The organism is Marinitoga sp. 1135 (genome assembly GCF_013363245.1).
GTDB lineage: Bacteria > Thermotogota > Thermotogae > Petrotogales > Petrotogaceae > Marinitoga > Marinitoga piezophila.
Window position 1 is genome coordinate 52,695 of the sequence record NZ_LBEZ01000001.1, and the last position, 26,354, is coordinate 79,048.

Consider the following 26,354-nt stretch of genomic DNA (forward strand, 5'->3'; position numbering starts at 1 on the left):
TGTCTTTTGTGAAAAAGCTTTTATTAGTATTATTGGTATTATCACTTATGGTTTTTTCTTTTGGTGAAAAGATCAAAGTTGAATTCTGGCATGCTATGGGTGGGGGCCATGGAAAGGCATTAGAAGAATTAGTAGCTGCATTTAACAGGGAAAATCCCGAAATTGAAGTAGTTCCTGTATATGTAGGTAATTATGGTGCATTATCAAGAAAATTATTGAGTACAGTTGTTGCATACAACGAAGGTACAAGAGATAATCTTCCTGTATTAGCACAGGCATACTCAAACTGGACATCAAAGTACTTACAGAGTGAGGGAATAGTTGAACCTTTAAACAAATTTATCTACGGTGATCCAGAATTTAAAAATGTTTGGGATAATCAAATATATGATGTTTTCAAGAAATTATGTACATGGGGAGATAAAATTTACTCAATTCCTTTCAACAAAAGTGTATATACAACATATTACAATGTAGATATATTTGATTTATACGGTGTAGAACCACCAAAAACATTAGATGAATTATCAGAAGTAGCAAAAGAATTAACAGATGATATTGATGGTGACGGTCAGATTGATCAGTATGGATTGGGTTATAGAACTACAGTAGATGATTTCCAGGTATTCTTATATGCAATGAATGGTAAAATTCTTGATTATGCTGGAAATGGAAAATGGAAAATTGTTCTCGACAAAGATTTAACAATAAAAACTTTAGAATATATGCATAAATTAAAATCAGATGAAGTTGCATTTGTTCAGGGTGGATACTTAAATGATCCATTTGGAAATGGACAAATTGCAATGTATATGGGAACAATTGCAGGAAAACCATATGTAGAAAAATCAATTAAAGGAAAATATGAATGGTCATGGGCTCCATTACCTTCAGTAGATGGTGTTCCACATTCACCAATTGCTGGTACTGATTTAATTATGTTTGCTTGGGCATCACCAGCACAAAAGCAGGCAGCATGGATGTTCATGAACTTCTTATTAACAAAAGTAAATCAGGCATATTGGGCAGTAAATACAGGATATGTACCTGTTAGAAAAGACGTAGTTGAAACAGCACAATGGAAAGCATATGTTGCAAATGATGATAAACCGGCAATTGCATTAGATTCATTAAAAACAGCTGTTCCTGATCCAAAACCAGCAGCATGGTATGATATAAGAAAAGCATTAGGAACTATAACAGCTGATTTCTTATACGATAAAATAACAGCAGAAGAAGCATATAATAGAATGGTTAATGAAATGAAAAATCTCTTAATGGAAAATGAAGAATATTCAAAATAATTAAAATTTTAAGGGTGGGTGATTTAAAATCGCCCACCTTTTTTATACACAAATGTGCTTTACAAAAAATTAACCTTTTTATTATATCAATGATTTGACAATAAGGTAAAATGATGATATAATTCAAGTATGAGTTGATAAAAAGGAGGTTAAATTTTATGGCAAGAAGACCGAATCCAACCTTAAGAGCAAAAAGAAAAGAAAATTTAATGGATTCTATAATAAAAATAATTAATGAAGAATCTATTTCTGAAGCAACAACAAGACATATATGTGAAATGTCAAATTTAACTATTGCTTCTTTGCATTATTACTTTGGATCTAAAGATGAAGCGCTTGTTGCTACAGGCGAAGGGATATTGGAAGAATGGATAAATGAAATATTTAAAAAGAAAACAATGACTGCAGAAGAAAAAATAAGAAAAATTTTTACACCTCCAAAATATATGATAGCCTTTTCACAGATTTTGACATATCCGTATAGACAAAAAGAGGTATCAAAAAAAGCTAGATTTTTGGATATGCAGTTTACCAATACTATAAAAGAATTTCTTAAATTGCACGAAATTGGAATGAATAATATTGATAACACTGCAGAATTAATGAAAACATTCTTAATAGGATTAAGTTTTAAAGTTGCTGCAAATCCCGATGTTATAGACAGCGAATTAAGAAATTTAAAAGAATTTTTCAATAGAAAAGAAGATCTTCCGGATATAAAAGGTTTTTAAAAGAGGATTTAAATCCTCTTTTTTTTAATTTAAAGCAATAATAGAAAGTAATTAAATCTATTACAATTTAATTATTTTAGATTACATATTATTGAATTTTAAAAAAGACGTATTTTGTAGTACAATCAATGATACGTCTTTTTTATTATATTATAGTAGTGGAGGGGTTATATGTTTATATACTTGTTGCCAGCTATATTCTTTGGGTGGTCTCTTGGTGCAAATGATGCTGCTAATATTTTTGGTACTGCTGTTTCAAATAGGATAGTAAAATACAGAACCGCGACAATTATTTCAGCTATTTTCATTTTAATAGGTGCTTTAACTGGTGGAGCAAAAGGAATTGAGACTATAAGTAGCGTAACTGCGCAAAGTTTAATTTCAGGTTCTATTTCCGTTTTTTCAGCGGCTTTAACAATGACTGTTATGACATATTTAGGAGTTCCGGTATCTTCTTCGCAGGCCATAGTTGGTTCAATTATGGCTGTGGGATTAATAGAAGGTGGAGTTAATTGGGCAATAATTTTAAAATTAGTTTTAGCATGGGTTGGAACGCCTATTGGCGGTGCAATATTTGGCTTTTTATCTTATAAATTGTTAGCAATACCTTTTAATAAAATTAATTCTATTTATGCAAAAGAAAGAACGGTCCAAATTGCAACGCTTTTAATTGGAGCTTATGGAGCTTATTCATTAGGAGCAAATAATGTTGCAAATATTACAGGAGTATTTGCAAGTACAATAGGAGTAAATACAGCGGCATTGGTTGGAGGATTGGCCATATCATTTGGTGTATTAACATATAGTTATAAGGTTATGATGACTGTTGGTACTCAAATAATGGAATTAGATTATTTTTCAGCTGCAATTGCTGTTTTAGGTGAATCTATAACAGTATGGATTTATGCAATATTAGGAATTCCTGTTTCTACATCTCAGGCTATAGTTGGAGCGGTTATAGGGGCAGGATATGCAAGAGGCTCAAGATTAACTAATAAAAAAATTTTATTTAAAATAGTTGGCGCATGGGTAAACACCCCTGTTTCCTCAGGAATAATAACAGCTTTAATATATTTTATTTTAAAGGGGATATTTAAAATAAATCTTTAAAAATAATAATAATTTTATAGTATAATTAATATAATGGGGGTGAAAATATGGGTCTTTTTTTTGGAAGAAAAGAAAAGAAAATAATAGAATTATTTAATCAACATCTGGATGCTGTGGATACAACTATCCAGAAACTAAAAGAATTAATAAAAAATCTTGATAAAGATACATCAATTGTTTTAAAATTGGCAGATGATGTAAGAAATTCAGAATCTTATGCAGACAACATAAGAAGAAATGTTGAATCCGAAATGTATTCAGGAGCTTTTTTACCAAATTTTAGAGGTGATTTATTGGGAACGGTAGAAGCTATGGATAGAATAGCAAACAAAGCGGAAAGTGTAGCTGATGAAATTGAATTGCAGCGTCTTGAAGTGCCAGAAGAAATAAGAGAAAATCTTGTTAGATTATGTGAAAAGGCATATAATACCTATCTTGCTGTAAAAGGTGCAGCAAAAGAAATGTTTGAAAATTTTGAAAAGGCCAATGATTTAATAATTCAAACAGAGCATTTTGAGCATGAAACTGATGAAATAGAAAGAGATACAATAAGGAAGATTTATGATCTTGATATTAGCCTAGCGCATAAAATGCAGTTAAAAAAATTAGTTCACAGAATAGCTGATATATCCGATACATCCGAAGATGTTTCCGATAGAATACAAATAATTATATATAAAAGACGGGTATAGTCATCAAACATAAAACTCCCTTCAATTCTTGAAGGGAGTTTTTATTAACATAGTTGTTTGTTTATTATTAATTTGGTTGTAAAAAATGATGAAAATATGTTATAATTAAACTATAAATAAACTATTTTTATGAAGGTGATTAATACAATGAAAAAAATAAAAATAAGAATTACCTTTTTATTAGTACTGTTTTTTCTGGCGATATATTTTATTACATACAGTTTAAACAATCCCTGGATAGAAATTTTTGAACTAAAAACATTGGATTTAAGATATAGAATAAGAGGAATTGAAAAAACAACTCCAAAGGTTGTTGTAATAGCTATAGATGAAAATTCTCTTGTAAATATGTCTACAAGATTTAATGATGAATGGCCCTGGAATAGAGAACATTATGCAAGAATGATAGCTAAACTTTTTAAACTTGGAATAAAAACTATAGGATTTGATGTGTCTTTTACTACTCCTTCAGAAAGTAATATAATGAGTAATGGAAAATCTAAGGACGATATGTTGCTTGCAGCAATCTTAAGAAGATACAATAAAGTTGTTTTAGGAACGTATTTAACGGTAGAAAAAAGCAATTTTGATGAATATAATCCTGAATTTAAAAAGCAATTAGAAGAAAATAAATTTTATTTAAAATATTCATTTAAATTAAAAAATCCAGAGTATTTATCATTGTTTTTTCCGTTAACTGCATATAAGATAATACCTCCTATTCCAGAATTTTCTTCATTGGTACCTGCTTCAACATATGAAATTGGGCAGCTCGATCCTGACGGAGTTGCAAGAAGTCTTCCATTATTATTTAAAGAAGAATGGGCTGCAGATAATGGGTTTAATACAGGATTATTTCCGCATATGGATCTAATGTTGTACGCAAATTATAAAGGTTATAATCTTCAAAATTTTATTTATGATCCAAAAAATTATACAATTGAAATTGAAAATGAAAAGATTAAAACAGATAAAAATGGTTTTTTTCTTTTAAGTTTTTATGGAAAAGGTCCTCAAGTTTTTGATACTATTTCTTTTTATGATTTAGTGTATACCAATAAATATGACAATTATGATTTTAAAGATAAGGTTGCCATTTTAGGTTATTCAGCCACTGCAAAAGGATTATATGATTTGCGAGTTACACCATTTTCCAACGATGAACCAGGTGTATATTTACATGCGACTGCTGTTCAAAATTTGATAAACAATGAAAGAATGACAAGAGTTAATTATTTTTATACTTTGATTATTTTGACTTCTATTTTATTAGTAACCCTAATATTATTATCTTTTAATAAGATATACACCAAGTTATTATCCTTTGTGATTCCAATTGCTTATATATTTATCTCGTATTACTTATTTAAACAGCATATATGGGTTGATACATTTTATCCAGTAATGTCGAGTTTGATTATAGCGGTTGTAGATAATGCACAATCATTCTTAAAAGAATCAAGAGAAAAGAAAAAAATAAAATCATTCTTCTTTAAATATGTACCAGATTTTGTTGCACAGAAATTATTAGAACAGGGAAAAACGGAGCTTGGTGGAGAGAAAAAGAATGTAGTTTTAATAATGTCTGATATAGTAGGATTTACTGAAAAATCAGAAAAGCTTTCTCCAGAAGAAGTTGTTAAGTTTCTCAATTTTTATTTATCACAAATGGCAGATATCATAAGAAATAAATATTATGGAACAATTGATAAATTCATTGGTGATTTAATTATGGCAATTTTTGGTGCTCCTATTGAATTTGGCGATGAAGTTGATAGGGCTATAGCCTGTGCAATAGATATGAGAAGAAAATTAAAAGATATAAATAAAGAATTAAAAAATATGGGATTTGATTTTGAAGTAAATGCAGGTATTGGTATGCATTATGGTGAAGTAGTTATCGGAAATATAGGAGCGGATTTCAGGATGGATTATACATGTATTGGAGATACTGTAAATACAACCTCGCGTATAGAACATTTAACAAGAGATTTAAATGAATGGTTAATAGTAACAGAAGAAATAGTAAAGCGATCTAAAAAATATAAATTTGAATACATTGGAGATTTTAAAGTAAAAGGTAAGGAAAAACCTTTAAAATTATACAAGATTAAGGAAGGAGATTTAGATGACGTCAATAAAGAATCTGATTCTTGAGAATATTAATTTTTTGAAAACAAGAAATATTAATTATAAAATAAAAATAGACAATGATATATTTGAAAATTTAAATAATAAAAATGCAAAAAAGATTTTTGAAGTTCATTATGGAAGTGATATCTTAATAGAATTTTATGATAATATAGATAATTTAAAAGATACTTTTTTAATTAGTTTTGATAAATTGTTAAGGGAATATACAGGAATACCTTCTAAAGATAGTGAAGAAATAATATTTGAAATCTTAAAATATGTAAAAACCGAGATAGATTTAAAAGATACTATAGAGGAATTAAAAAGAATATTTGAAAATATATTCCAGTTAAAAAAAACCGAGATTTATTTATTCAAAGATAATAATAATGTAGATGAATTAAAAAGAGCATTAAATATAAAATATATTGAAGAATTTAAAGAAGATGGAATCATAATAAATAATAATATAATGAATATTCCATTTAAAGTCGATGGGAAGAACTTTTTGTTATTTGAATTGATAAAATCCAGAGAAAAATCTTATGATATTATCGATTACATTGTTGTAAAGAATATAAATGAATATATATCAAAAACCATAGAAACCTCATATTTAGAAACCAGATTTGAAAAAATATTGGATAAATCTTTAAAGGTTTTAACGAGGATTTTAGAGGCAAGAGTGCCTGGTGCAGAAAAACATTGTGAAAGTGTTTATAAAGCTGCAATAAAAATTGGCGAAAAATTGAATTTAACCACCAAAGAACTCAAAGATTTAAAATTTGGTAGTATGATTTTTGATATAGGAAAAATAGGTATTCCTGAAAAAATATTGTTAAAAAAAGAAGAATTAACCAATTCTGAAAAAGAAGAAATAAGAAAACATGTAATATATGGGTACGAATTAGTTTCTAAAATTCCAACAATTCCTGATGGAGTAAAAGAAATAGTTTTATATCATCATGAAAAATGGAATGGAGAAGGGTATCCGTATGGGTTAAAAGGAGATGAAATACCTATTCTAGCACAGATAATAGGACTTTTAGATGCGTATTATTCGATGTTAGAGGATAGACCGTATAGAACTAAAATTCCGAAATCCAAAGCTATTGAATTAATTGAAGATTATAGTGGCGTATTTTTTAATTCACAATTGGTCGAGCTATTAAAAGAGGTGGAATCATATGAATAAAGAGATATTTTTCTATTTTTTGCTGACGCATCTTGTAGGCGATTATGTTTTTCAAAATGGATATATTGCAAAATATAAAAATTCTAAACTTAAAGTTTTAATACTTCATGTTTGTATAATATTCTTATCAATGATTATTCTAATGTATCCAAGTTCATTGAAAATAAATAATTTGATAGTAATTATAACCTTGACAATAATTCATTTTGCTATTGATACAATAAAATTTAAAAATAGAACTAAAAAAGTATTTAATACCCATACATATTATATTATAGATCAAGTTATGCATTTTTCTTCCTTATTAATGGCGAGTTTTTTTTACGAAACTGATCATTTTCTCATCTCTCAACAATATGTAAAACTCATAGCTGTAGGATTATTTAATGCATATTTTGTTAGTTTATTGTTCTATATGATTGATGGATTTTCAAAACCTTATACAAGAGATTATCTTGGATACTTTTTTCGGTTTTCGTTACCCTTTATAAAATATTATGGGGATATGTACTTCTTAATAGCTTCAATTATATTTATAACGTTTTCCATAGTAATATTTTTAAGAAATAATACAGAAAATATAAAATCAGAGAGTGGACCTTTAGCTTTAAGTATAATTATAACTTATTTATCCATATGGAGGTGATGTTATGTTTAAAAAGTGGGGAGTATTTCTTTTGTTTATGTTGTTGTCAATTACATTCTTTTCTGAAATTACTGTAACAACAGAAACACAAACTATTTATGTTGGTGAAAGTGTTAACATTACAGTAAGTGTAAATGATTCAGCAGTAACTCATTTATATGTAGATGTAACCAATGGTGGTTTTGATGATCCTTTTATTCTTTTTGATGGTTTTGATTTAGTGGATGGAACAGCAAATCTTGTGTTTTTAGCTCCATTAATGCCTGGAAAAGCAGAATTAGTATTTTATAATGAAGATAAAACACTTGAGAAAAAGATAGAATTTGACATTTTAGAAGAAAAAATAGAAATGCCAGAAACATCGCTTATAATTCTTGAAAAAGAAGGTAATGTTCTTTATAAAGAAGCAGATTCAGATGTTTGGGATTCTATAAACAGTGATACGGTTATAAAAGAAAATTCGGAATTATTAACTTTAAAAGATGGATATATACATCTAAAAGAACCTGAATTAAATATAGAAATAAAAGTTTCACCTGAAACACAGTTATACATAAAAAAGTTAAGAGCTTCAGAAAGTGGAGATATTGATATTGAATATGAACTTAAAAAAGGTGCAACAGTAAATAAAATAAACGAAATTTTAGCTCCAGGTTCCAAATATTTAGTGGGTTCTGGTTCAGTAGTTGCTGGTGTAAGAGGTACAGAATTTGGTTTTGAAAAAAAGGGTAACAATACAAATATAAGAACATTTGAAGGTACAGTTTACACAATGGTAAATAATAAACTATTCCCTGTAAAAGCTGGAAATATGTTTAATTATTCTCCACAAAATCCAAATCCACAACTTGAAAAATTAGACATGCCTATAGAAGATTATGAGAAAAATTTAATGCCTGAAAAAAAGCAGGAAGAACAGAAACCTGAAACCAAAGTTGAAGAGAAAAAAGAAGAAAAAGTTGCTGAAGAAAAAAGGGAAACACCTGTTGCAGAAGAACCTGCTGCCGCACCTGTAAAAACAAAAGCAAATTTAGGAAACATATCCTTCGGGAAACAAACAAAGGGTAATAGTACATATTTAGTATATTCATTTGCACCTAATTTTGATATAGGTCCATTTGGAATAGGAATAGGTTTCAATGCATACCAGGAAAGCATAGACGGTCCATTATATTATGGAATACCTTCAAAAGAAGCAACTTCCCAGGATTTATGGAGTGCAATATCAATTAATTATTTAAAACTTGATTTCCCAATGTTTTATATAAGATACGGTGTAAGTCCTTCATATACAAAGGGATTAGGGTTATTTATGAATAATTATTCAATACCTTATTCAAGAGTTTTTGATACTGAATTAAGATTTGGAGGATTAAAGTTAGGAATGCATATTCCTTATGAAGTTACATCATTAATGCCATTTAATTATCAAAAAACATCAAATCTTATGTTTGGCTATGTTGATATGGATTTGGGATTATTTAATACAGAAATAACAGGTATTTATAATATGTCAGAAGAAGATCTTAAAGACAATGAATTAAAACAAGCTATATTAGCAACATTATATAAAAAGATATTCTTTATAAAATTTGGTGTAGAAACTGATGTTGTTTATTCAGGTGATGATACACTAACTTATGGATTGCTTATAGGTCCTATGATAGATTTTCCTCCATATTTCCAGTTTATGTTTGGATTTGATTACTTATCAGATGGTTTTAATATGGAATATGTCGGACCATATTACGAATATAATGTTGCAAATGGGAAATATATGGACTTAAATCAGGAAAAATCTATGGGTTTAATAGGAAAATCATATTTAACAATAGCTCCATATTTAAATATTACTCTTGATTATAATAGGCCGTTTAGCAATGCAAGAGATGGATTGTTAAAAGGGAATATGACTGTTAAAATCCCGGCATTAGGAGGACTTCCCGAATTAACGGCAGGATTTAGTTATATCCAGTGGAAATTCCTTGAAGATGATACAGTTGATAGTATATTCCTCAATAAAAATACATGGGTTCAAGGATTCATATATTATCCAGTATTAGAAAATTCAGGAATTATTTATTCAATAAGTTATGATGTAGAAAAAGATGAATTTGAATATACAATTAACTTTGAAACGATTGAATTCTAAGGTGATTGTATGATCAACTGTTTAATGAAAGAAATGAAAATTGTAGGACTACAAATAAAACAAGAAGTATATGGAGAAAAAAATGAAAAAGCTATAACCATAGATGATAATATAAAAATATATACAGAAATAGAAATAAAAGATTTAGAAAAAATTTTAACTTTGAAAAATATGTTTTATAATATTTCTCAAGATAAAGCTGAAGAAATATTTAGTACAAAATGTCATAATAAAAATATTTTGGAATCTGTTAATCTAATTACTGAAAACTTTAAATTAGAAAGCATATTAAAATCAATAGAAGAAACTATAAGGAATCTCTTAAACTCAGATGGAGCAGCTATATTATTGTATAATGAAGAAAAAGATGTCTTAAATTTCTATGTAACTTCTGGTGGCGCAAGTGGTAAAATTGAAACCATTGACGTTCCAATAGATGATTCAATAGCCGGAGAATGTTTTTTAAAGAAAGAAACAATTATAATTAATGACACAACCAAAAGCAAAAAACATTTTAAAAAAACAGATGAAAAATCAAAATATCATACAAGAAACTTAATTGCAACACCATTATTTTTTGAAAACGAAGTAATAGGAGTTTTAGAAGCTGTAAATAAGAAAAAAGGGAAATATACAGATCAAGATAAAGAAATTATGGAAATATTTTCATCATTAATATCAAATAAGTTAAAAAACTCAAAAGTATATGATGATTTAAGTAGCACAATAAAAGGATTAATTCAGGCTGTTGCAACTGCAATTGATTTAAGGGATAATTATACCCATACACATTCAAAAAATGTTTCTGTTTTGGCAGTTGAAATAGCTAAAAAGCTTGGATATAATGACTCATTTATTGAAGAGCTTGAAATTGCTGGATTATTACATGATGTTGGAAAAATTGGAATTCCGGATAATATTTTAAATAAACCATCTAAATTAACAGATGAAGAGTATGAAATTATAAAATCTCACACAATAATAGGTGCCAATCTATTATCTGATATAGACTTTTTATCTAAAAATATACCTTTAGGAGCACTGGAACATCATGAAAAAAATGATGGAAGTGGTTATCCAACTGGTAAGAAAGGTAATGAAATTTCGTTATTTGGTAAAATATTAGCTGTAGTTGATATATATGACGCATTAACAGCAAAAAGAATATATAAAGAACCATGGCCTAAAGAAAAGGTATTAAAAATCTTAGAAAAAGATTGTCCAAAAAAATTTGATTGTGAAATAGTAGAAGCTTTAAAAGAAACTGTAATGGCATAAAAAGGGGGATTTTCCCCCTTTTTATTTTTATAGTGATATGGTATAATTGAAGAGATAGAATTTTATAATAATACGTTTTTGGGAGGTATTTTTATTTATGATAACCTTGTATAGGAAATATAGACCTTTAACCTTTGATGAGCTAATAGGTCAGGAACATATAAAAAAATATTTCAAAAATACAGTGCGTAATAATGAATTTTCACATGCATATATATTCTCTGGTCCAAGGGGAACTGGAAAAACAACTACAGCACGTATTCTTAGTAAAATTTTAAATTGTTCAAATCCGGTTGATGATAATCCGTGTAATAAATGTGATAATTGTATAGCCATAAATGAAGGAAGATTTATGGATGTTATAGAGCTTGATGCGGCTTCAAATAGAGGGATAGATGAAATTAGAAAAATAAGAGATTCAGCTAATTTTAGGCCTGTCCATGGAAAATATAAAGTATATATTATAGATGAATTTCATATGCTTACTAAAGAAGCTTTTAATGCGTTATTGAAAACTTTAGAAGAACCACCGGAACATGTAATATTTATTTTAGCTACAACAAATCTTGAAAAAGTTCCTGAAACTATTGTTTCGAGAGCTCAAGTATTGCAGTTTAAAAATATCACAGAAAAAGATTTAAAAAAACATATAATTTCAATAGCAGAAAAAGAAAATAAAAAAATTACAGAAGAAGCGGCAGGGATTATAGCTAAAAAAGCAAAGGGTGGAGTTAGGGATTCTTTATCACTGCTTGAACAAGTATTAAAATTTTCATCTGAAGAAGTAATAACTGAGCAGATTGTGATAGATGTTTTAGGATTATTTGATAAAAGTATTTTGGATAAATTCATAAATGCAATATTAAAAGGTGATTCTGAATTATTACTTCAAATATCTCGAGAGATATTTGAAGAAGGAAAAGAAATAGAGGTATTTCTTGAAGAAGTACTTGAATATATTTTAGATGAAAAGATTGAAGATAAAAAGAGATTAAATATCTATATAAAACTAACCAGAAAACTTTCAGATTTATTAAAAGAATTAAAATATTCAGAGAATAAAAAAATCTTATTTGATATACATATTTTAAATATTGGATATGAATTAAATATGAAAACAGAAGTTAAAGATGAAAAAGTTGAAATTTTGGATCACGATGAAACAAGAGATGTAATTACAGAAGATTCAAAAATAAATAAAGTGTTAAATATATTATTAAATTCAAAGGAAAAAATGGATCTTTCCATGTATTTTGCTTTAAAACATGCTGAAATAACAGAATCGGAAGATTATATAAAAATAGAGTTTAACGAAAACAATTTATTGGAATATCAAATTTTAAAATTAAAAGCAACAAAATTGGAATTATTGCTTTCAAATGAATCAAAACATTTAATAAAAATTGATATTATATATAAAGGAAATGAAAATAGCGAAGCTAAAAAAAATAACATTATAAAACTCTTTTAAAATTATGGGGGGATTATATGAAAAAAGGATTAATAAGTGCATGTATAATGGCAAAAAACGAAGAACAAAATATCACCAGATGTCTTGAAAGTATAAAAGATTTTTGTGATGAGATAATATTTGTAGATACTGGCTCAACAGATAATACAGTTGAAATAGCTAAAAAATATACAGATAAAATATACTTTTTTCCATGGAATGGAAATTTTTCTGATGCAAGAAATGAAACTTTGAAATATGCTACATCAGAATGGGTGTTTATAGTAGATGCAGATGAAGAAGCTTCTGAAAAGTTAAAAAATAACATAAGAAGTTTTTTGGAAAACTTAGAAAAAGATATTGTAGCTGTATATATACCTACAATTAATTATATGGATTTTGATAAAAAAACTACGGAAATAGCAAGTACAGCAAGATTTTTCAGAAATGGAAAAGTGAAATATGAAAATATAGTACATAATCAACCAATTTATAAAGGAAAACAGGTAAAAGTCGATTTCCCATTATATCATTATGGTTATATATGGACTAGATTAAGAAGAAAACAAAAAACAGAAAGAACTTTAGCTCTAATTGAAAAATATCTTAAAGAAAATCCAGATGATATATACTACTTAATACAATACATGAAAACACTTTCCATTGCCAATAAATATATTGAAAAAATGAAAATAGGAAAAAAAGTGGCAGAAATGCTATCTGAAAAATTAAGAAAAGGAAATTATAAACCAATTCCCATGGAAGTAGAGTTTATGTTTCTATGGGGAGTAGAATTAATGAATAAAGGGTATTGGGAAGATGCGATAAAATGGTTTAATATTGGAACCAAATGGAATCTGGATTGTTATTATGGTCTGATGAATGTTTATTATAATAAAAGGGATTGGAAAAATTTAAAGCAAGTTTCTTTAGAATTTATAAAATACTTAAATATTTTTGAAAATAGAAAAAGTGAAATAACCTGGTCAATGCAGTCATTATTTAAGAAAAACGAAGGGATTATATACTTAGCTTTATCTAAAATAAAAGAAAGTGATTTTAATAAAATAGAAAAAATTATAGAAGAAATAGATTATCAAAAAAATACAAACAAAATTTTGACGTTATTGGAAATTACGTTTGACACCTTCATATCTGCAAAAACTATGAAAGAAAAGGAAATAATATTATATATACTTGAAAAATTAATAGAGGGAATTACCAATAACATTCAATACTATCCTGAAAATCATATTAAATGGATAAAAAGAATAAAAACATTTTTTGATAATCTAAAAAATGATCCATATGAATTTTTGATATTTTTAGTTGAAAATTTTGAAAATGAAAAAAATATAGTAGGGTTACTCCTTTCATATGGAGACAATTTATTTGAACTAAGGGATTATGAAAAAGTATTAAAAACATTTTTAAAAATTAGAAGATTGAGACGTGAAGCATCTGACAAAGAAAAAGGTGTGATAGAATTATTAATTGGTGATGCTCTTGTAAAGATGGGAAGGTTTAATGAAGCGAAAAATAAATACAAAAAAGCTGTAGAATTTGAAAAATCATTGGCAAAATTTGTGCAGGTTTTAATAGAAGATATATTAACTCAAATGAATCCAGAAGAAATAATTCCAGCATATATAGATTTAAGAGATGAAATGAATCAAAAAATAGAAATGATATTTGAATTAAAAAGTTTCAATAAAAATGAATTATCCATATATGATTATTATCTTGGAAAAGTGTTTATACCTTTAAAATTTAATTATGCACTAAAAATTAGTTATAATAAAGAATTTGATGAAGCCTACGAAAAAATACTATTACAAATTTTTGATTCTATAAAAGATAATAAAAAATTTAAAGCTTTTATAGGATTAAGACTATATCATTATTATAGAAAAAATAAAAAATTTAAAAATGCAAAAAAATATCTACTTAGTGCATTGGAATTAAATCCTATAATTGCTGATTTAAAAGGAGGTCATTATAATTATACAGGTTTCTATTATGAGAAAAATATAGAAGAAACAGAAGATAAAATTATTGATGTAGTAAATCTTGGTGAAATAATGTCATTATTACCTGTGGTTAATCCGGTTAGATGTTGGTATGAATCAGAAAATAAAGGTATTTTTTATGTTTCTCCTCAACCAGAATACAATTCTATTTATGCGCTTGACAAATTCTTAAAGAAATTTACAAATTATTTTGATACAATTTTTCAGAATCCGCTCAATTCTAATGAATTAAAATATAATATTTCCAGAGCTATCAAAGGAAAAACTCTTGAAATAAATACAAAAGAAAAAATATTTGTTGGTGAAAGAATAACAATAGAAAACAATGAATATATAGAAGATAGAAAGATAAAAGAGATATATGATAGTATTATATATTTAAATCCGGAATATTCAAGAAATATATTTGAAGATATAAAATATTTAAAAGAAAAATTTAAAGAAAATTTGATACTTGTATTCAATCTTGATAAAAATCTATTAGATCGAGATCCGCGTGTTTTAAACATAATAAATATAATGAAATTAGATAAATTTATCGAAACAATTGGTAAACCATATGAATCAAAAATAATAGCTGATAAATACCTTTATATTCATTATAAAAAATGATATAATAAAATAAGAAAATAAAAAATTAATTGGAGGTGGATGTAGTGTCATTAAAAGATCCTATTTTAAAAGAAGCTAAAAACAAAATGGATAAAACAGTAAAACATCTTGAAGATGAATATAAAAAATTAAGAACAGGAAGACCTTCTCCTGCTATGTTTGAAGAAATAATGGTTGACTATTATGGAACTCCTACGCCAATAAATCAAACTGCGACATTAACAGTTGGGGAAGATAGAACAGTTGTAATTACTCCATGGGATAAGAGTTTGTGTGCAAAAATTGAAAAAGCCATAAATGCAGCGAATTTGGGTATGATGGCATCTACAGATGGAAATGTCGTAAGAGTTAAATTTCCAAATCCAACTGTAGAAGATAGAAAAAAATGGGTAAAACATGCTAAAGAATTGGCAGAAGAATTTAAAATCGCATTAAGGAATATAAGAAGAGAAGATATGAAAATAGTAAAAGAAAAACAGAAAAATGGAGAAATTCCAGAAGATGATGCAAGGAAATTAGAAGATGAAATACAAAAAATATTAAAAGAACATGAAGGAAAAATAGATGAAGTATTCCATAAAAAAGAAAAGGAGATAATGGACTCTTGACAGCAATAAGAAAAATCCCCACTCATGTGGGGATTATTATGGATGGTAATGGAAGATGGGCTAAACAACGTGGGTTAAAAAGAACAATGGGGCATGAAAAAGGTGCTAAAGTTGCAGAAGATGTAATACAATGGGCTTCTGATTTTGGCATTAAATATTTAACCTTATACTCATTTTCCACTGAAAATTGGAAAAGACCTCCTGAAGAAGTAAAATATCTTTTTTCTTTAATGGTTAGATATTTAGAATCTCGATTAAATAAAATAGTTAGGGAAAATGTTAGAGTGAGATTTCTCGGAAGAATTGAAGAATTACCTGAAAATGTATATAAAGTCTGTAAAAAAATAGAAGAAAAAAGCAAAAACAATACAAAAATTCAGGTAATTCTTGCAGTTAATTATGGTGGAAGACAGGAAATAGTTGATTCTGTCAACAAATTAATATCTTCAGGAAAAAAAGAAATATCAATAGATGATATTTCAACTAACTTATATTTGCCTGATGTTCCTGATCCTGAATTAATAATAAGAACATCTGGTGAAATAAGAATAAGTAATTTTTTATTATGGCAATTAGCGTATTCAGAACTATATTTTACAGATATTCTCTGGCCGGATTTTACCAAAAATGATTTAGAAAAGGCATTAATAGATTATTCTAATAGGGATAGAAGATTTGGTGGTATTTCATCAGATGAGGGAAGTGGCAATATTGGCAGTAAATAAGAAAAATTTATTTATCAGAACTCTATCTGGCTTCATACTTGGTCCGGTAGTAGTTTTTTCTGTATTTACTTTTCCAACAACAATTGGTTTAGTAACAACCATAGTATTATTAACAGCTATGGAATATTTTGAAATGACTCTGGATAATATTGATCATAAAATTAAGATCTTTTTATCTTTAATGGCAGCTTTTACAAGTGCGGTATACGGATTTACATTAAGAACATATTATGCAGGATTGATATTTTTTGATCCAATTACAATATACGTAATGTCAATAGTAATAGTTGCATTAATTAGTTTATTTATTTTAAAAGATAATATTAAATATAAAAATGTAATAACCAGCTATACATATGCATTAATAGCAATATCATTATTTTTATCGTATTTTTATCATATTATTTTAAATTACGGTTTTACTACAGGATTATTAGCCCTAACCTCTGTTTGGGTATATGACATAGGAGCATATTTTGTTGGGTTAAATATAGGAAAACATAAATTAGCACCTGTATATTCACCTAAAAAAAGTATAGAAGGATTCATTGGAGGAATAATTTTTACGTACGTATATATAATAATATTTGAATATATTAGAGAAATTTTTGATTTAAATATGATAGACCCGTTAAGAGCGATAATATTTGCAATTGCTATAGGTATAGTTGATACTGTTGGCGATTTGACAGAATCAGCTCTAAAAAGAACATATAATTTAAAAGATTCAGGAGAAATTTTACCTGGACATGGTGGAATGTATGATAGAATAGATGGAGTATTATACCTTGCACCTACGTTTTATTTTTTAATGAAAATATTAAGAGTATAATGGAGGTATAAATATATGACATCAGAAGAGATTAGAAAATCATTTTTGGAATATTTCGAAAAAAATGGTCATAAAGTAATGAAAAGTTTTCCATTAATTCCTTCAGATCCGCAATTATTGTTTACAGTTGCAGGTATGGTACCATTTAAACCAATATTTTGGGGAAAAGTGGAACCAACTTATACGAGGATAGCTACGTGTCAAAAATGTATTAGAACCAATGATATTGAAAACGTTGGAAGAACCGCAAGACATCAAACATTTTTTGAAATGCTTGGTAATTTTTCTTTTGGAGATTATTTTAAAGAAGGTGCAATTAAATATGCATGGGAATTTTTAACAAAAGTATTAAAACTTCCAGAAGAAAAATTATGGGTTTCTGTTTATAAAGACGATGAAGAAGCTTATAATATCTGGAAAGATATAATAGGTGTACCAGAAAACAAAATATTAAAAATGGGTAAAGAGGATAATTGGTGGGGTCCTGTTGGCCCAACCGGTCCATGTGGTCCATCCTCCGAAATATATTTTGATACAGGAATGGTTGAACTTTGTCCAAATCCTGATAATTGCACTCCATATGATGATTGTGGAAGATATGTTGAAATATGGAATCTTGTATTTACAGAATATTACCAGGATGAAAAGGGAAATCTTGAACCATTACCAAGAAAAAATATTGATACCGGTGCAGGTCTTGAAAGGGTTGTTGCAGCTGTACAAGGGGTATATCAGAATTTTGAAACAGATTTATTTATGCCTATTATTAATAAAATAGAATCTGTATTTAATGTAAAATTTAAAGAAAATGAAAAAACAGACGTTTCAATAAAAGTAATTGCTGATCATTCGAGAGCAGTTACATTCCTTGTATCAGAAGGAATACTACCTTCAAATGAAGGTAGAGGTTATGTATTAAGAAGAATATTAAGAAGGGCTTTAAGACATGGGGCATTACTTGGGAAGAAAGAACCATTTATTAATAAAATAATAGATGCTGTATTTGAAAAGTATGGCGATATATATCCAGAGATTATAGAGAAAAAAGATTTCATAAAGAAAATAGTTGAAACTGAAGAAAAAAGATTCCTTGAAACATTGGATAAAGGAACAGAAAAATTAATAAATTACATGAAAAATACTGAAAATAAAATAATAGATGGTGAGTTTGCATTTGAATTATATGATACATATGGTTTCCCGCTTGATATAACAAAAGAAATAGCCGAAGAAAATGGTTTTGGAATTGATGAAGAAGGATTTAATAAGCAAATGGAGCTTCAGAAAAAACGTGCAAGAGAAGCCGCTGGTGAAAAGGAATATGCGAAAATGAATCCGGCATATAAATTTGTTGGTGATGAAATAAAAACTACAGATTTTACAGGTTATGAAAAAATAGAAGATGAAGGAGAAATATTATATATTATAAAAGAAGAAGAAATAATCGATAGTGCTGGTGAAGGTGAAGAAGTAGTAGTAATTACAAATAAAACACCATTTTATGCTGAAAAAGGCGGACAAATTGGAGATACAGGAATAATAAAAGGGGCTGGATTTGAATTTGAAGTAAAAGATACTAAAATAATAAATAATGAAGTAATAGGACACTTTGGTGTTGTAAAATCAGGTACTATTAAACGCAGCGAAAAGGCTGAATTAATAATTAACAAAGAAAGACGACAGAATATAAAAAGAAATCATACAGCTACACATTTATTGCATAAAGCATTAAGAGAAGTATTAGGGACACATGTAAAACAGGCTGGTTCGTTGGTAACAGACGAAAAACTTAGATTTGACTTTTCACATTACGAAGCAATGAAACCAGAAGAAATAAAAGCAGTAGAAAAGCTTGTAAATGAAAAAATACTTGAAAATATAAAGGTTATTACAGAAATAAAAAGTCTTGATGAAGCCAAAAGCGAAAATGCAATGGCATTATTTGAAGAAAAATACGGTGATAAAGTAAGAGTTGTAAAGATTTCAGACTTTAGTTCTGAATTGTGTGGAGGAACACATGTTTCTTCCACAGGAGAAATAGGATTATTTAAAATAACAACAGAAACAGCAGTTTCTGCAGGTGTAAGAAGAATAGAAGCTATTACCGGAATGAAATCACTTGAATATTTAAATGATCTAGAAGATAAAATAAATGTAATTTCAGAACATCTGGAAGCTGCGCAGGAAATTGTGGTTCCAAGAATATTGGGACTTCTTGAAAAAATCAGGGAACAGGAAAAAGAAATCAAAAGGCTTCAAGAAAAAATGACTTCACAATCTATAGATGCATTTAATGTAAAAGAATTTGAAGATACAAAGATCTACATGAAAGTATTTGAAAAGGTTGACAATGATGTTTTGAGAAATGTTACTGATATTGCTGTAAATAAAGTTGGAAGCGGAATAATAATATTATTCAACAAAAATGGTGAAAAAGTAAATTTTGTTGTTAAAGTAACAAAAGATATAGTTGGAAAATATCATGCAGGAAATATCGCAAGAAAAATAGCGAAAGAACTTGGTGGTGGCGGTGGTGGAAGACCAGACTTTGCACAAGCTGGAGGTAAAAATGCCGTTAAAATTAACGAAGTGATGAATAACATTCAAAATTATATAAAGTAAGCTGGTGTTCTTAAATGGATAGAATTATAGCCCTCATTATATTTCTTTTTTCATATACATTACTTATTACCGAAAAAGTAAATAGAACGATAGTGGCGATTCTTGGCGCCACTATCATGATGATATTTGGAATATTTGATAATCATATCGAAGCAATAAAAAATTATGTTGATGTAAATACTATATATCTTTTAATGGGTATGATGATCTTTGTTTCGGTTATAAGAAAGAAGGGATTATTTGAATATCTTGGAATAGTAACCCTGAAAATATTTAAGAAAAATGGATTTTTGCTCTATTTTGGTTTAACGTTTATGGTTGCATTGATGTCTGCTATTATTGATAATGTTACTACTGTATTGGTATTTATACCGATTACCTTAGCAATTACAGATTCATTAGATGTAGATCCGTTACCTTTTATATTTGGTGAAATAATGGCATCTAATATTGGAGGTACTGCAACCATTATTGGTGATCCACCGAATATTATGATTGCAAGTGCAGCCGGATTAAATTTCACAGAATTTTTTCTAACAAATGGTCCAATATCTTTTATAAACCTATTTACAATGCAAATAATAACAATGATAATGTTTAAAAAAACATTGAATTTTAAAATTGATCAGGAAAAAGTAAAATCATTTGATCCACATTCTGCAATAGGAAATAAAAAGGATTTTATAATATCATGGTTTTTACTTATATTAACGCTTTTAATGTTTATTTTTCAGCATCAACTTGAAATGGAAAGTTCGACAATTGCTTTATTCATAGGTTTCTTAGCACTTTTGATACTGGATAAAGATGAAGTTGAAGAAATATTGAAAGAAGTAGAATGGGGAACAATTTTGTTCTTTTTTGGACTATTTATAATTACGGGAGGTCTTGTAGAAACAGGAATTTTAAAAGACTTTACTTATTTTCTTGCAAAAATTGCAGGAGATTCTATGAGAAGCTTTGCGATGATGCTTATAGGTGTTTCAGGTACAGTATCAGGTGTTGTAGATAATATTCCATTTACGGCGACAATGATCCCTGTAATAAAAAATCTTCAAAATATTAATCCGGAAACATTTGGGAATTTAAACCCATTGTGGTATGCATTATCTCTTGGAGCATGTTTAGGTGGAAATTTTACACCTATAGGTGCATCGGCAAATATTATAGCTCTTGCAATGCTAAAACAATTTAAAAATGAAGAGATTAGTTTTATAAATTTCTTTAAATATGCAGCTTTAATAGTGTCTGTTAATTTAATAATTTCAGCAATATATATAGAATTTATATTAATATGAGGTGAGAGAATGAAAATAGAAGTAAATGATGAATTAATTACCAAATTAGAAAAATTATCAATGATAAAATTAAGTGAAGAAGAAAAAGAGATAATAAAAAAAGATTTAGAGGAAATATTAAATTATATGAATCAAATAGATGAAGTAATTACAGAAAATATTGAACCCATGTTTTCACCTGTTGAAAATATATTAAAAAATGTATTTCATGAAGATAAAGAAAAAGTTTCTGAATATATAGAAAATATAATAAAAGAATATCCAAATAAAAAGGATAATCTCTTGAAGGTGCCTGGAATTCAGAATTAATCATGAACAACAAAGGAAAAATATATGAAGATATTGCTGTAAAGTTTCTTAAAAAGAAAGGTTTTAAGATTTTAAAAAGAAATTTTACTACCCGTATAGGCGAAATAGATATAATTGCAAAAGATGGAAATACATTGGTTTTTGTTGAAGTAAAAGGCGGGAAGGATTATTATGGAAATCCTGCCTATAGGGTTAATATTTCTAAAATAAACAAAATAATTAGAGTAGCAAATATATATATTAATAAGTTTAAACCAAACTTTGAAGAAACAAGGATAGATGTAATTGGGATTAACGATAAATTTGAAATCTCATATTTTCCTGACCAAAGATTAATATAAGGGCGTAATGCCCTTTTTTTATTTGTTTATATTATGGTATAATATATGTGGAAAGCTAGCAGTAAAAGGAGGAGAAGATAATGGATTTAAAAGAAATTTCATATAAAAAATTAAATATATGGCTTGAAAAAAGCGATAAAATGCTAAAAAAAGAACTTGAAGAAATTAAGGATAATGAAGATGAAATAATAGATAGATTCTTTAAGGATCTTGAGTTTGGAACAGGAGGATTAAGAGGGAAGATAGGAGCTGGTACAAATAGAATAAATATTCATACTATATCCAAAGCAACACAGGGATTTGCAAATTATTTGAAAAGCATATGCAGATTTCCATCAGTAGTAATTGCATATGATACAAGAAAATTTTCATTTGAATTTGCTAAAGCAGCAGCTTCTGTTCTTGCTGCAAATAATATAAATGTTTATATATTTAAAGAAGTTACAGCTACGCCTATTCTTTCATTTGCAGTGAGACAATTAAAAGCTACAGGTGGAATAGTAATTACAGCAAGTCATAATCCACCGCAATATAATGGTTATAAAATATACACCTCAGATGGTACTCAAGCAGTACCTCATATAGCAGAAAAAGTAATTGAAGAAATAAAAAAATTGGACTATTTTGAAGGCATAAAAACTATGAAATTTGAAGATGGTCTGGAAGAAGGAATAATAAATTGGGTATCTGATGAATTATTTGATGATTACATAGATACGCTTGAAAGCTTTTTAAGATCTCTTGAACCTTCACTTGAAAATAATTTAAAGATAGTATATACACCTTTACATGGAACAGGTTTAAAACCAGTAAAAGAATTATTGGGAAGATTAGGATTTGAAACAATTATAGTTGAAAAACAGGCAGTTCCTGATTCAAATTTTTCCACTGTGAAAGTCCCTAATCCAGAAGAAAAAGATGCATTTAAATTAGCTATAGAAGCGGCTAAACAAAATGATGCTGATCTTATAATGGCAACAGATCCTGATTCAGATAGATTGGGAATATACGCTAAAGAGAATGGAGAATATATAACTTTTACAGGTAATCAAATAGGAGTTATGCTTGCCCACTTTATTTTGACAAGATTGCAGGCATTAAATATGTTACCAGATAATGGATTAATAGTAAAAACAATAGTTACAACAGACATGATAAAACCCATTATAAAAGAGTTTAATGTTTCATTGGAAGAAACTTTAACAGGATTTAAATTCATTGGTGAAAAAATAGAATATTATACTGAAAATGGTCAAAAAAAGTTTATTTTTGGATTTGAAGAAAGTTATGGTTATCTTGCAAATGATCATGCACGAGATAAAGATGCTGTGATTGCAGCTGGATTAGTTTCTGTTTTATTTTCTCATTTACAAAAAGAAAACAAATCTTTAAAAAAATATTTAAATGAATTGTATGAAAGATATGGCTATTATCTTGAAGAAAATGTTTCATATACCTTAGAAGGAATAAAAGGAATGCAAAAGATAAACGATACTATGGAAAAATTAAGAAATGAACCACCAGTAAAAATAGGAGAATATAACTTAATAGAAACTATAGATTATAAAAAAGGGATAAATAATTTACCTAAATCAAATGTTGTAGAATTGAATTATGATAATAAAATAAAGATTATAGGTAGACCTTCAGGTACAGAACCTAAAATCAAGTTTTATTTGATGGCAAAGGGAGAAAATTTAAACGAAGTAGAAAGTTTGATAAAAATGGCAAAAGATGCAGTGAATTTAATAATGGAATAATTATTTGAGGTGAAATTATGGAACCTAATCTTTTATTAGTGTGTAATAATGGAGATTTTTATGTTCCAAAAAAATGTGAATTTATTGATTTAAAAACATTAAAAATAGAACTATATGGTGAAGAGGATATTGAAAATATAAAACAAAAAAACGATGGAATACTCGGATACTTTGTAATAAAAGAAAAAGTAGGGAATCTTGTTGGAATGAAAAGATTCCTGAAAATAGATAAGAGAATTAATAATTACTTAAAAGTAACCTTTGTTGATTTTATACCTGATGAAATAAGGGAACTATACGGTGATTATATTGAAGTAATTTCTGAATTTGTAGGATTATATAATATAATTCATGAATTAAATAGATTAATAAACCTTGGGAATATTCGTGAAAATTATGAACAGTGGCTTGACAATCAATTAAAAGATGTTCCTGATGAACATATTGATACGCTTGGAATGCACATTTCAAAATTTGCAAACCTTTATTTAATTCGTGTTTATGAAAATATGTTTTCAAAAAATCTAGAATTACTTGAAAAAGAAGAAAAGGAGATTGCTTATAAAATATTGGAAACAGGTGTTTTGAAAGAAAAGGGAGTATTTAAATAATGGAGGTAAATAAATGAGAGTAGCAGCAATAGTAGCGTATGACGGAACAAAATTCAATGGATTTCAAGGACAACCAAAAGTAAGAACAGTTCAAGGAGAATTTGAAAAAGTTTTAAAAAGAATATTTAAACAAAAAGTAATTTCATGGGGAGCAGGAAGAACAGATACAGGTGTTCATGGATATGGACAGGTTATAGCTTTTGATGTTCCAAATGAAAGAATGACACTTGAAAATATAAAAGATGCTTTAAATGCAAATCTACCAGAAGATATATATGTTAGAAAAGTTCTTAAAGTAAGAGATAAATTTTCTCCAAGGCATGAAGCAACAAAAAGAATATATCATTATTTTATATATCAAAATGATGAACCAAACATCTTTTTAAGAGATAGAGTTTGGTGGTTTCCATATGATTTAAATATTGAAAAAATGAGAAAAGCTGCAAAATATCTTGAAGGAGAACATGATTTTACGACATTTAAAACTGGAAACGATGATAGAAATCCAGTAAGAACAATATATAGAATAAGAATTTTAAAAATGAGAAATAATATTATATTAATAAGGGTAGAAGGCCATTCGTTCTTAAGAAGAATGGTCAGGAATATAGTAGGAGCACTTGTAAAGGTAGGGACAGAAAATTGGGAACCAGAATATATAAAAGAGATATTAGAGGCCAAAAGCAGGTCAAAGGCACCGGCTTCAGCACCACCACAAGGATTATACTTTTATTCAGTATTATTTTAATAATATCCTCAAATATATTTGCTAAAGAAAAAATAGGGCTTATTTATAAAGGCCCTACTTCTTTATTTTCTAAAATATATTATGAAATATATAAATATGCTGATATTGAAACGCCACCGTCTACTCTATCTGAAAGAATGGAGGTTGTTGTCAATCTTCCAGAAATAAAAATCGATTTTAAAGGAAATGAATATATCGATAAGTTTGATAATTATAAAATATTAATAAGAAAAATATTAAAAGATTATTATCCAAGAAGAATATATGTTATGGCTAATGATTGTGAAATAGTATTGAACGATGGAGATAGGGTAAAATCAACATTTATAAATTGGGAAAATGAAGTATATATAAACATATACAAAAATGGTAATATTTTTAATGTACCTGTATCTATGCCGATAGGGGAAAGTATAAAAAGAGTTCCTGATAAATGGGTAAATTTAAAAATTGTTGGATATACGGGTCCAGCTACTTTAAATAACATACCTATTCAGTTGGATGAAAATATGGAAATCCCACCTGCGAAATATGAATTAATAACTCCATACGAAAAAGTAAATTTTGATACGACAGAAAGTGAAAATAATTATACTCTTTCTCTTATAAAAGAGGTTGTAGAAAAAGAAATTAAAATGGAAAATATTTATGCAATTTTTGAATTGGAATCTGGTATATCAATACTTGGAGAAAAAAGAAGCATATGGATACCGAAAAATGGGGATAAAATTCTTGATGTTGAAAATGTGGATTTTATATCGCCATATGGGATGCTTGATAAAAAACATGGTATTCAATATCATGGAAAGCCCATATTTTTATATGAATATAATTACACAGTTTACATAATAACCTCATACGGAGAAATTTTAACTGTTGGATTAAGAAATATAATTAGAGATATGGAAAGAAGTCCAGCAAGTATAAAAGTAAAAAATAATATTATAGAAATTACAACATTTGGCGGGAAAATGTATAGTATAGATCTAAAAACAGGAGGATTGTATTATAAAGGAATTACTTCAAAAATTATGTATAATATAAATTTAAATACTTCAGGAGTGTTTGAAATAAAAGATAAGAAAGTAATAATAAAGAATAATGCAATAAAAATAATAAAGATAAAAGAAAAAACATATAACAAATAAAAAAATTCCCTGGTATTTA

The 26,354-nt window shown here is 27.6% G+C and carries 22 protein-coding genes; all 22 read left to right on the forward strand.

Going from position 1 to position 26,354, the window contains the following annotated elements:
- Positions 1-8: 8 nt before the first annotated feature.
- A complete protein-coding gene (locus XO10_RS00305; protein WP_014295591.1) occupies positions 9-1,304 on the forward strand; it encodes an ABC transporter substrate-binding protein in 1,296 nt (431 codons plus the stop codon).
- Between the two features lie 158 nt (positions 1,305-1,462).
- Positions 1,463-2,035, forward strand: coding sequence for a TetR/AcrR family transcriptional regulator (locus tag XO10_RS00310; protein ID WP_014295592.1), 573 nt, complete (start codon positions 1,463-1,465; stop codon positions 2,033-2,035).
- Positions 2,036-2,212: 177 nt separating this feature from the next.
- A complete protein-coding gene (locus XO10_RS00315; RefSeq protein WP_050899171.1) occupies positions 2,213-3,145 on the forward strand; it encodes an inorganic phosphate transporter in 933 nt (310 codons plus the stop codon).
- A gap of 47 nt (positions 3,146-3,192) precedes the next feature.
- Positions 3,193-3,837: a TIGR00153 family protein gene (locus XO10_RS00320; protein ID WP_014295594.1), complete on the forward strand. Its 645-nt coding sequence runs from the start codon at positions 3,193-3,195 to the stop codon at positions 3,835-3,837.
- 147 nt (positions 3,838-3,984) lie between these two features.
- Positions 3,985-5,994, forward strand: a complete 2,010-nt coding sequence (locus tag XO10_RS00325) for a CHASE2 domain-containing protein (RefSeq protein ID WP_175417945.1) — start codon at positions 3,985-3,987, stop codon at positions 5,992-5,994.
- The gene (locus XO10_RS00330) at positions 5,966-7,165 is read left to right on the forward strand and encodes an HD-GYP domain-containing protein (RefSeq protein ID WP_014295596.1); all 1,200 of its coding nucleotides are present in this window, start codon (positions 5,966-5,968) and stop codon (positions 7,163-7,165) included. Before XO10_RS00325 ends, XO10_RS00330 begins: the two co-directional genes overlap by 29 nt.
- Positions 7,158-7,811 carry a DUF3307 domain-containing protein gene (locus XO10_RS00335; RefSeq protein ID WP_014295597.1) on the forward strand — a complete coding sequence of 218 codons (654 nt, stop codon included), beginning with the start codon at positions 7,158-7,160 and terminating at the stop codon, positions 7,809-7,811. Before XO10_RS00330 ends, XO10_RS00335 begins: the two co-directional genes overlap by 8 nt.
- 4 nt (positions 7,812-7,815) lie before the next feature.
- Complete coding sequence (locus XO10_RS00340; protein WP_075780040.1) at positions 7,816-9,963, forward strand: FecR domain-containing protein; 2,148 nt, start codon at positions 7,816-7,818, stop codon at positions 9,961-9,963.
- Positions 9,964-9,972: 9 nt separating this feature from the next.
- Positions 9,973-11,241 (forward strand): HD-GYP domain-containing protein, encoded by a 1,269-nt coding sequence (locus tag XO10_RS00345; RefSeq protein WP_014295599.1) that lies wholly within the window; start codon positions 9,973-9,975, stop codon positions 11,239-11,241.
- Between the two features lie 97 nt (positions 11,242-11,338).
- Positions 11,339-12,712: a DNA polymerase III subunit gamma/tau gene (gene dnaX, locus XO10_RS00350; protein ID WP_014295600.1), complete on the forward strand. Its 1,374-nt coding sequence runs from the start codon at positions 11,339-11,341 to the stop codon at positions 12,710-12,712.
- A gap of 17 nt (positions 12,713-12,729) precedes the next feature.
- A complete protein-coding gene (locus XO10_RS00355; protein WP_075780041.1) occupies positions 12,730-15,333 on the forward strand; it encodes a glycosyltransferase in 2,604 nt (867 codons plus the stop codon).
- Between the two features lie 86 nt (positions 15,334-15,419).
- Positions 15,420-15,941, forward strand: coding sequence for a ribosome recycling factor (gene frr, locus XO10_RS00360; protein WP_050899172.1), 522 nt, complete (start codon positions 15,420-15,422; stop codon positions 15,939-15,941).
- Positions 15,938-16,666 (forward strand): isoprenyl transferase, encoded by a 729-nt coding sequence (locus XO10_RS00365; protein ID WP_014295603.1) that lies wholly within the window; start codon positions 15,938-15,940, stop codon positions 16,664-16,666. The genes frr and XO10_RS00365 overlap by 4 nt, the downstream gene beginning before the upstream one ends.
- Positions 16,635-17,498 (forward strand): phosphatidate cytidylyltransferase, encoded by an 864-nt coding sequence (locus XO10_RS00370; RefSeq protein ID WP_075780043.1) that lies wholly within the window; start codon positions 16,635-16,637, stop codon positions 17,496-17,498. The genes XO10_RS00365 and XO10_RS00370 overlap by 32 nt, the downstream gene beginning before the upstream one ends.
- Positions 17,499-17,513: 15 nt before the next feature.
- The gene (gene alaS, locus XO10_RS00375; RefSeq protein ID WP_175420966.1) at positions 17,514-20,120 is read left to right on the forward strand and encodes an alanine--tRNA ligase; all 2,607 of its coding nucleotides are present in this window, start codon (positions 17,514-17,516) and stop codon (positions 20,118-20,120) included.
- Positions 20,121-20,134: 14 nt separating this feature from the next.
- Positions 20,135-21,418, forward strand: a complete 1,284-nt coding sequence (locus XO10_RS00380) for an SLC13 family permease (protein ID WP_014295606.1) — start codon at positions 20,135-20,137, stop codon at positions 21,416-21,418.
- Positions 21,419-21,427: 9 nt separating this feature from the next.
- Positions 21,428-21,727 carry an Asp-tRNA(Asn)/Glu-tRNA(Gln) amidotransferase subunit GatC gene (gene gatC / locus XO10_RS00385; protein WP_014295607.1) on the forward strand — a complete coding sequence of 100 codons (300 nt, stop codon included), beginning with the start codon at positions 21,428-21,430 and terminating at the stop codon, positions 21,725-21,727.
- A gap of 2 nt (positions 21,728-21,729) precedes the next feature.
- Entirely contained in the window at positions 21,730-22,068 is a 339-nt protein-coding gene (locus XO10_RS00390) for a YraN family protein (RefSeq protein WP_014295608.1), read from the forward strand.
- A gap of 80 nt (positions 22,069-22,148) precedes the next feature.
- Entirely contained in the window at positions 22,149-23,828 is a 1,680-nt protein-coding gene (locus XO10_RS00395) for a phospho-sugar mutase (RefSeq protein WP_014295609.1), read from the forward strand.
- Positions 23,829-23,845: 17 nt separating this feature from the next.
- On the forward strand, positions 23,846-24,439 hold the full coding sequence (locus XO10_RS00400; RefSeq protein ID WP_014295610.1) for a hypothetical protein: 594 nt from the start codon (positions 23,846-23,848) through the stop codon (positions 24,437-24,439).
- 13 nt (positions 24,440-24,452) lie between these two features.
- Positions 24,453-25,187: a tRNA pseudouridine(38-40) synthase TruA gene (gene truA / locus XO10_RS00405; protein ID WP_014295611.1), complete on the forward strand. Its 735-nt coding sequence runs from the start codon at positions 24,453-24,455 to the stop codon at positions 25,185-25,187.
- Positions 25,082-26,335 carry a hypothetical protein gene (locus XO10_RS00410; RefSeq protein ID WP_041638401.1) on the forward strand — a complete coding sequence of 418 codons (1,254 nt, stop codon included), beginning with the start codon at positions 25,082-25,084 and terminating at the stop codon, positions 26,333-26,335. Before truA ends, XO10_RS00410 begins: the two co-directional genes overlap by 106 nt.
- The last annotated feature ends 19 nt before the right edge of the window (positions 26,336-26,354 follow it).

Bases quoted from the DNA above. Each gene is read 5' to 3' on its own strand.
- XO10_RS00355 (WP_075780041.1), top strand. From the start codon at position 12,730: ATGAAAAAAGGATTAATAAGTGCATGTATAATGGCAAAAAACGAAGAA.
- XO10_RS00340 (WP_075780040.1), top strand. From the start codon at position 7,816: ATGTTTAAAAAGTGGGGAGTATTTCTTTTGTTTATGTTGTTGTCAATT.
- XO10_RS00345 (WP_014295599.1), top strand. From the start codon at position 9,973: ATGATCAACTGTTTAATGAAAGAAATGAAAATTGTAGGACTACAAATA.
- XO10_RS00320 (WP_014295594.1), top strand. From the start codon at position 3,193: ATGGGTCTTTTTTTTGGAAGAAAAGAAAAGAAAATAATAGAATTATTT.
- gatC (WP_014295607.1), top strand. From the start codon at position 21,428: ATGAAAATAGAAGTAAATGATGAATTAATTACCAAATTAGAAAAATTA.
- XO10_RS00325 (WP_175417945.1), top strand. From the start codon at position 3,985: ATGAAAAAAATAAAAATAAGAATTACCTTTTTATTAGTACTGTTTTTT.
- alaS (WP_175420966.1), top strand. From the start codon at position 17,514: ATGACATCAGAAGAGATTAGAAAATCATTTTTGGAATATTTCGAAAAA.
- XO10_RS00395 (WP_014295609.1), top strand. From the start codon at position 22,149: ATGGATTTAAAAGAAATTTCATATAAAAAATTAAATATATGGCTTGAA.
- XO10_RS00390 (WP_014295608.1), top strand. From the start codon at position 21,730: ATGAACAACAAAGGAAAAATATATGAAGATATTGCTGTAAAGTTTCTT.
- XO10_RS00370 (WP_075780043.1), top strand. From the start codon at position 16,635: ATGAGGGAAGTGGCAATATTGGCAGTAAATAAGAAAAATTTATTTATC.
- truA (WP_014295611.1), top strand. From the start codon at position 24,453: ATGAGAGTAGCAGCAATAGTAGCGTATGACGGAACAAAATTCAATGGA.
- XO10_RS00310 (WP_014295592.1), top strand. From the start codon at position 1,463: ATGGCAAGAAGACCGAATCCAACCTTAAGAGCAAAAAGAAAAGAAAAT.
- XO10_RS00380 (WP_014295606.1), top strand. From the start codon at position 20,135: ATGGATAGAATTATAGCCCTCATTATATTTCTTTTTTCATATACATTA.
- dnaX (WP_014295600.1), top strand. From the start codon at position 11,339: ATGATAACCTTGTATAGGAAATATAGACCTTTAACCTTTGATGAGCTA.
- frr (WP_050899172.1), top strand. From the start codon at position 15,420: ATGGATAAAACAGTAAAACATCTTGAAGATGAATATAAAAAATTAAGA.
- XO10_RS00335 (WP_014295597.1), top strand. From the start codon at position 7,158: ATGAATAAAGAGATATTTTTCTATTTTTTGCTGACGCATCTTGTAGGC.
- XO10_RS00330 (WP_014295596.1), top strand. From the start codon at position 5,966: ATGACGTCAATAAAGAATCTGATTCTTGAGAATATTAATTTTTTGAAA.
- XO10_RS00400 (WP_014295610.1), top strand. From the start codon at position 23,846: ATGGAACCTAATCTTTTATTAGTGTGTAATAATGGAGATTTTTATGTT.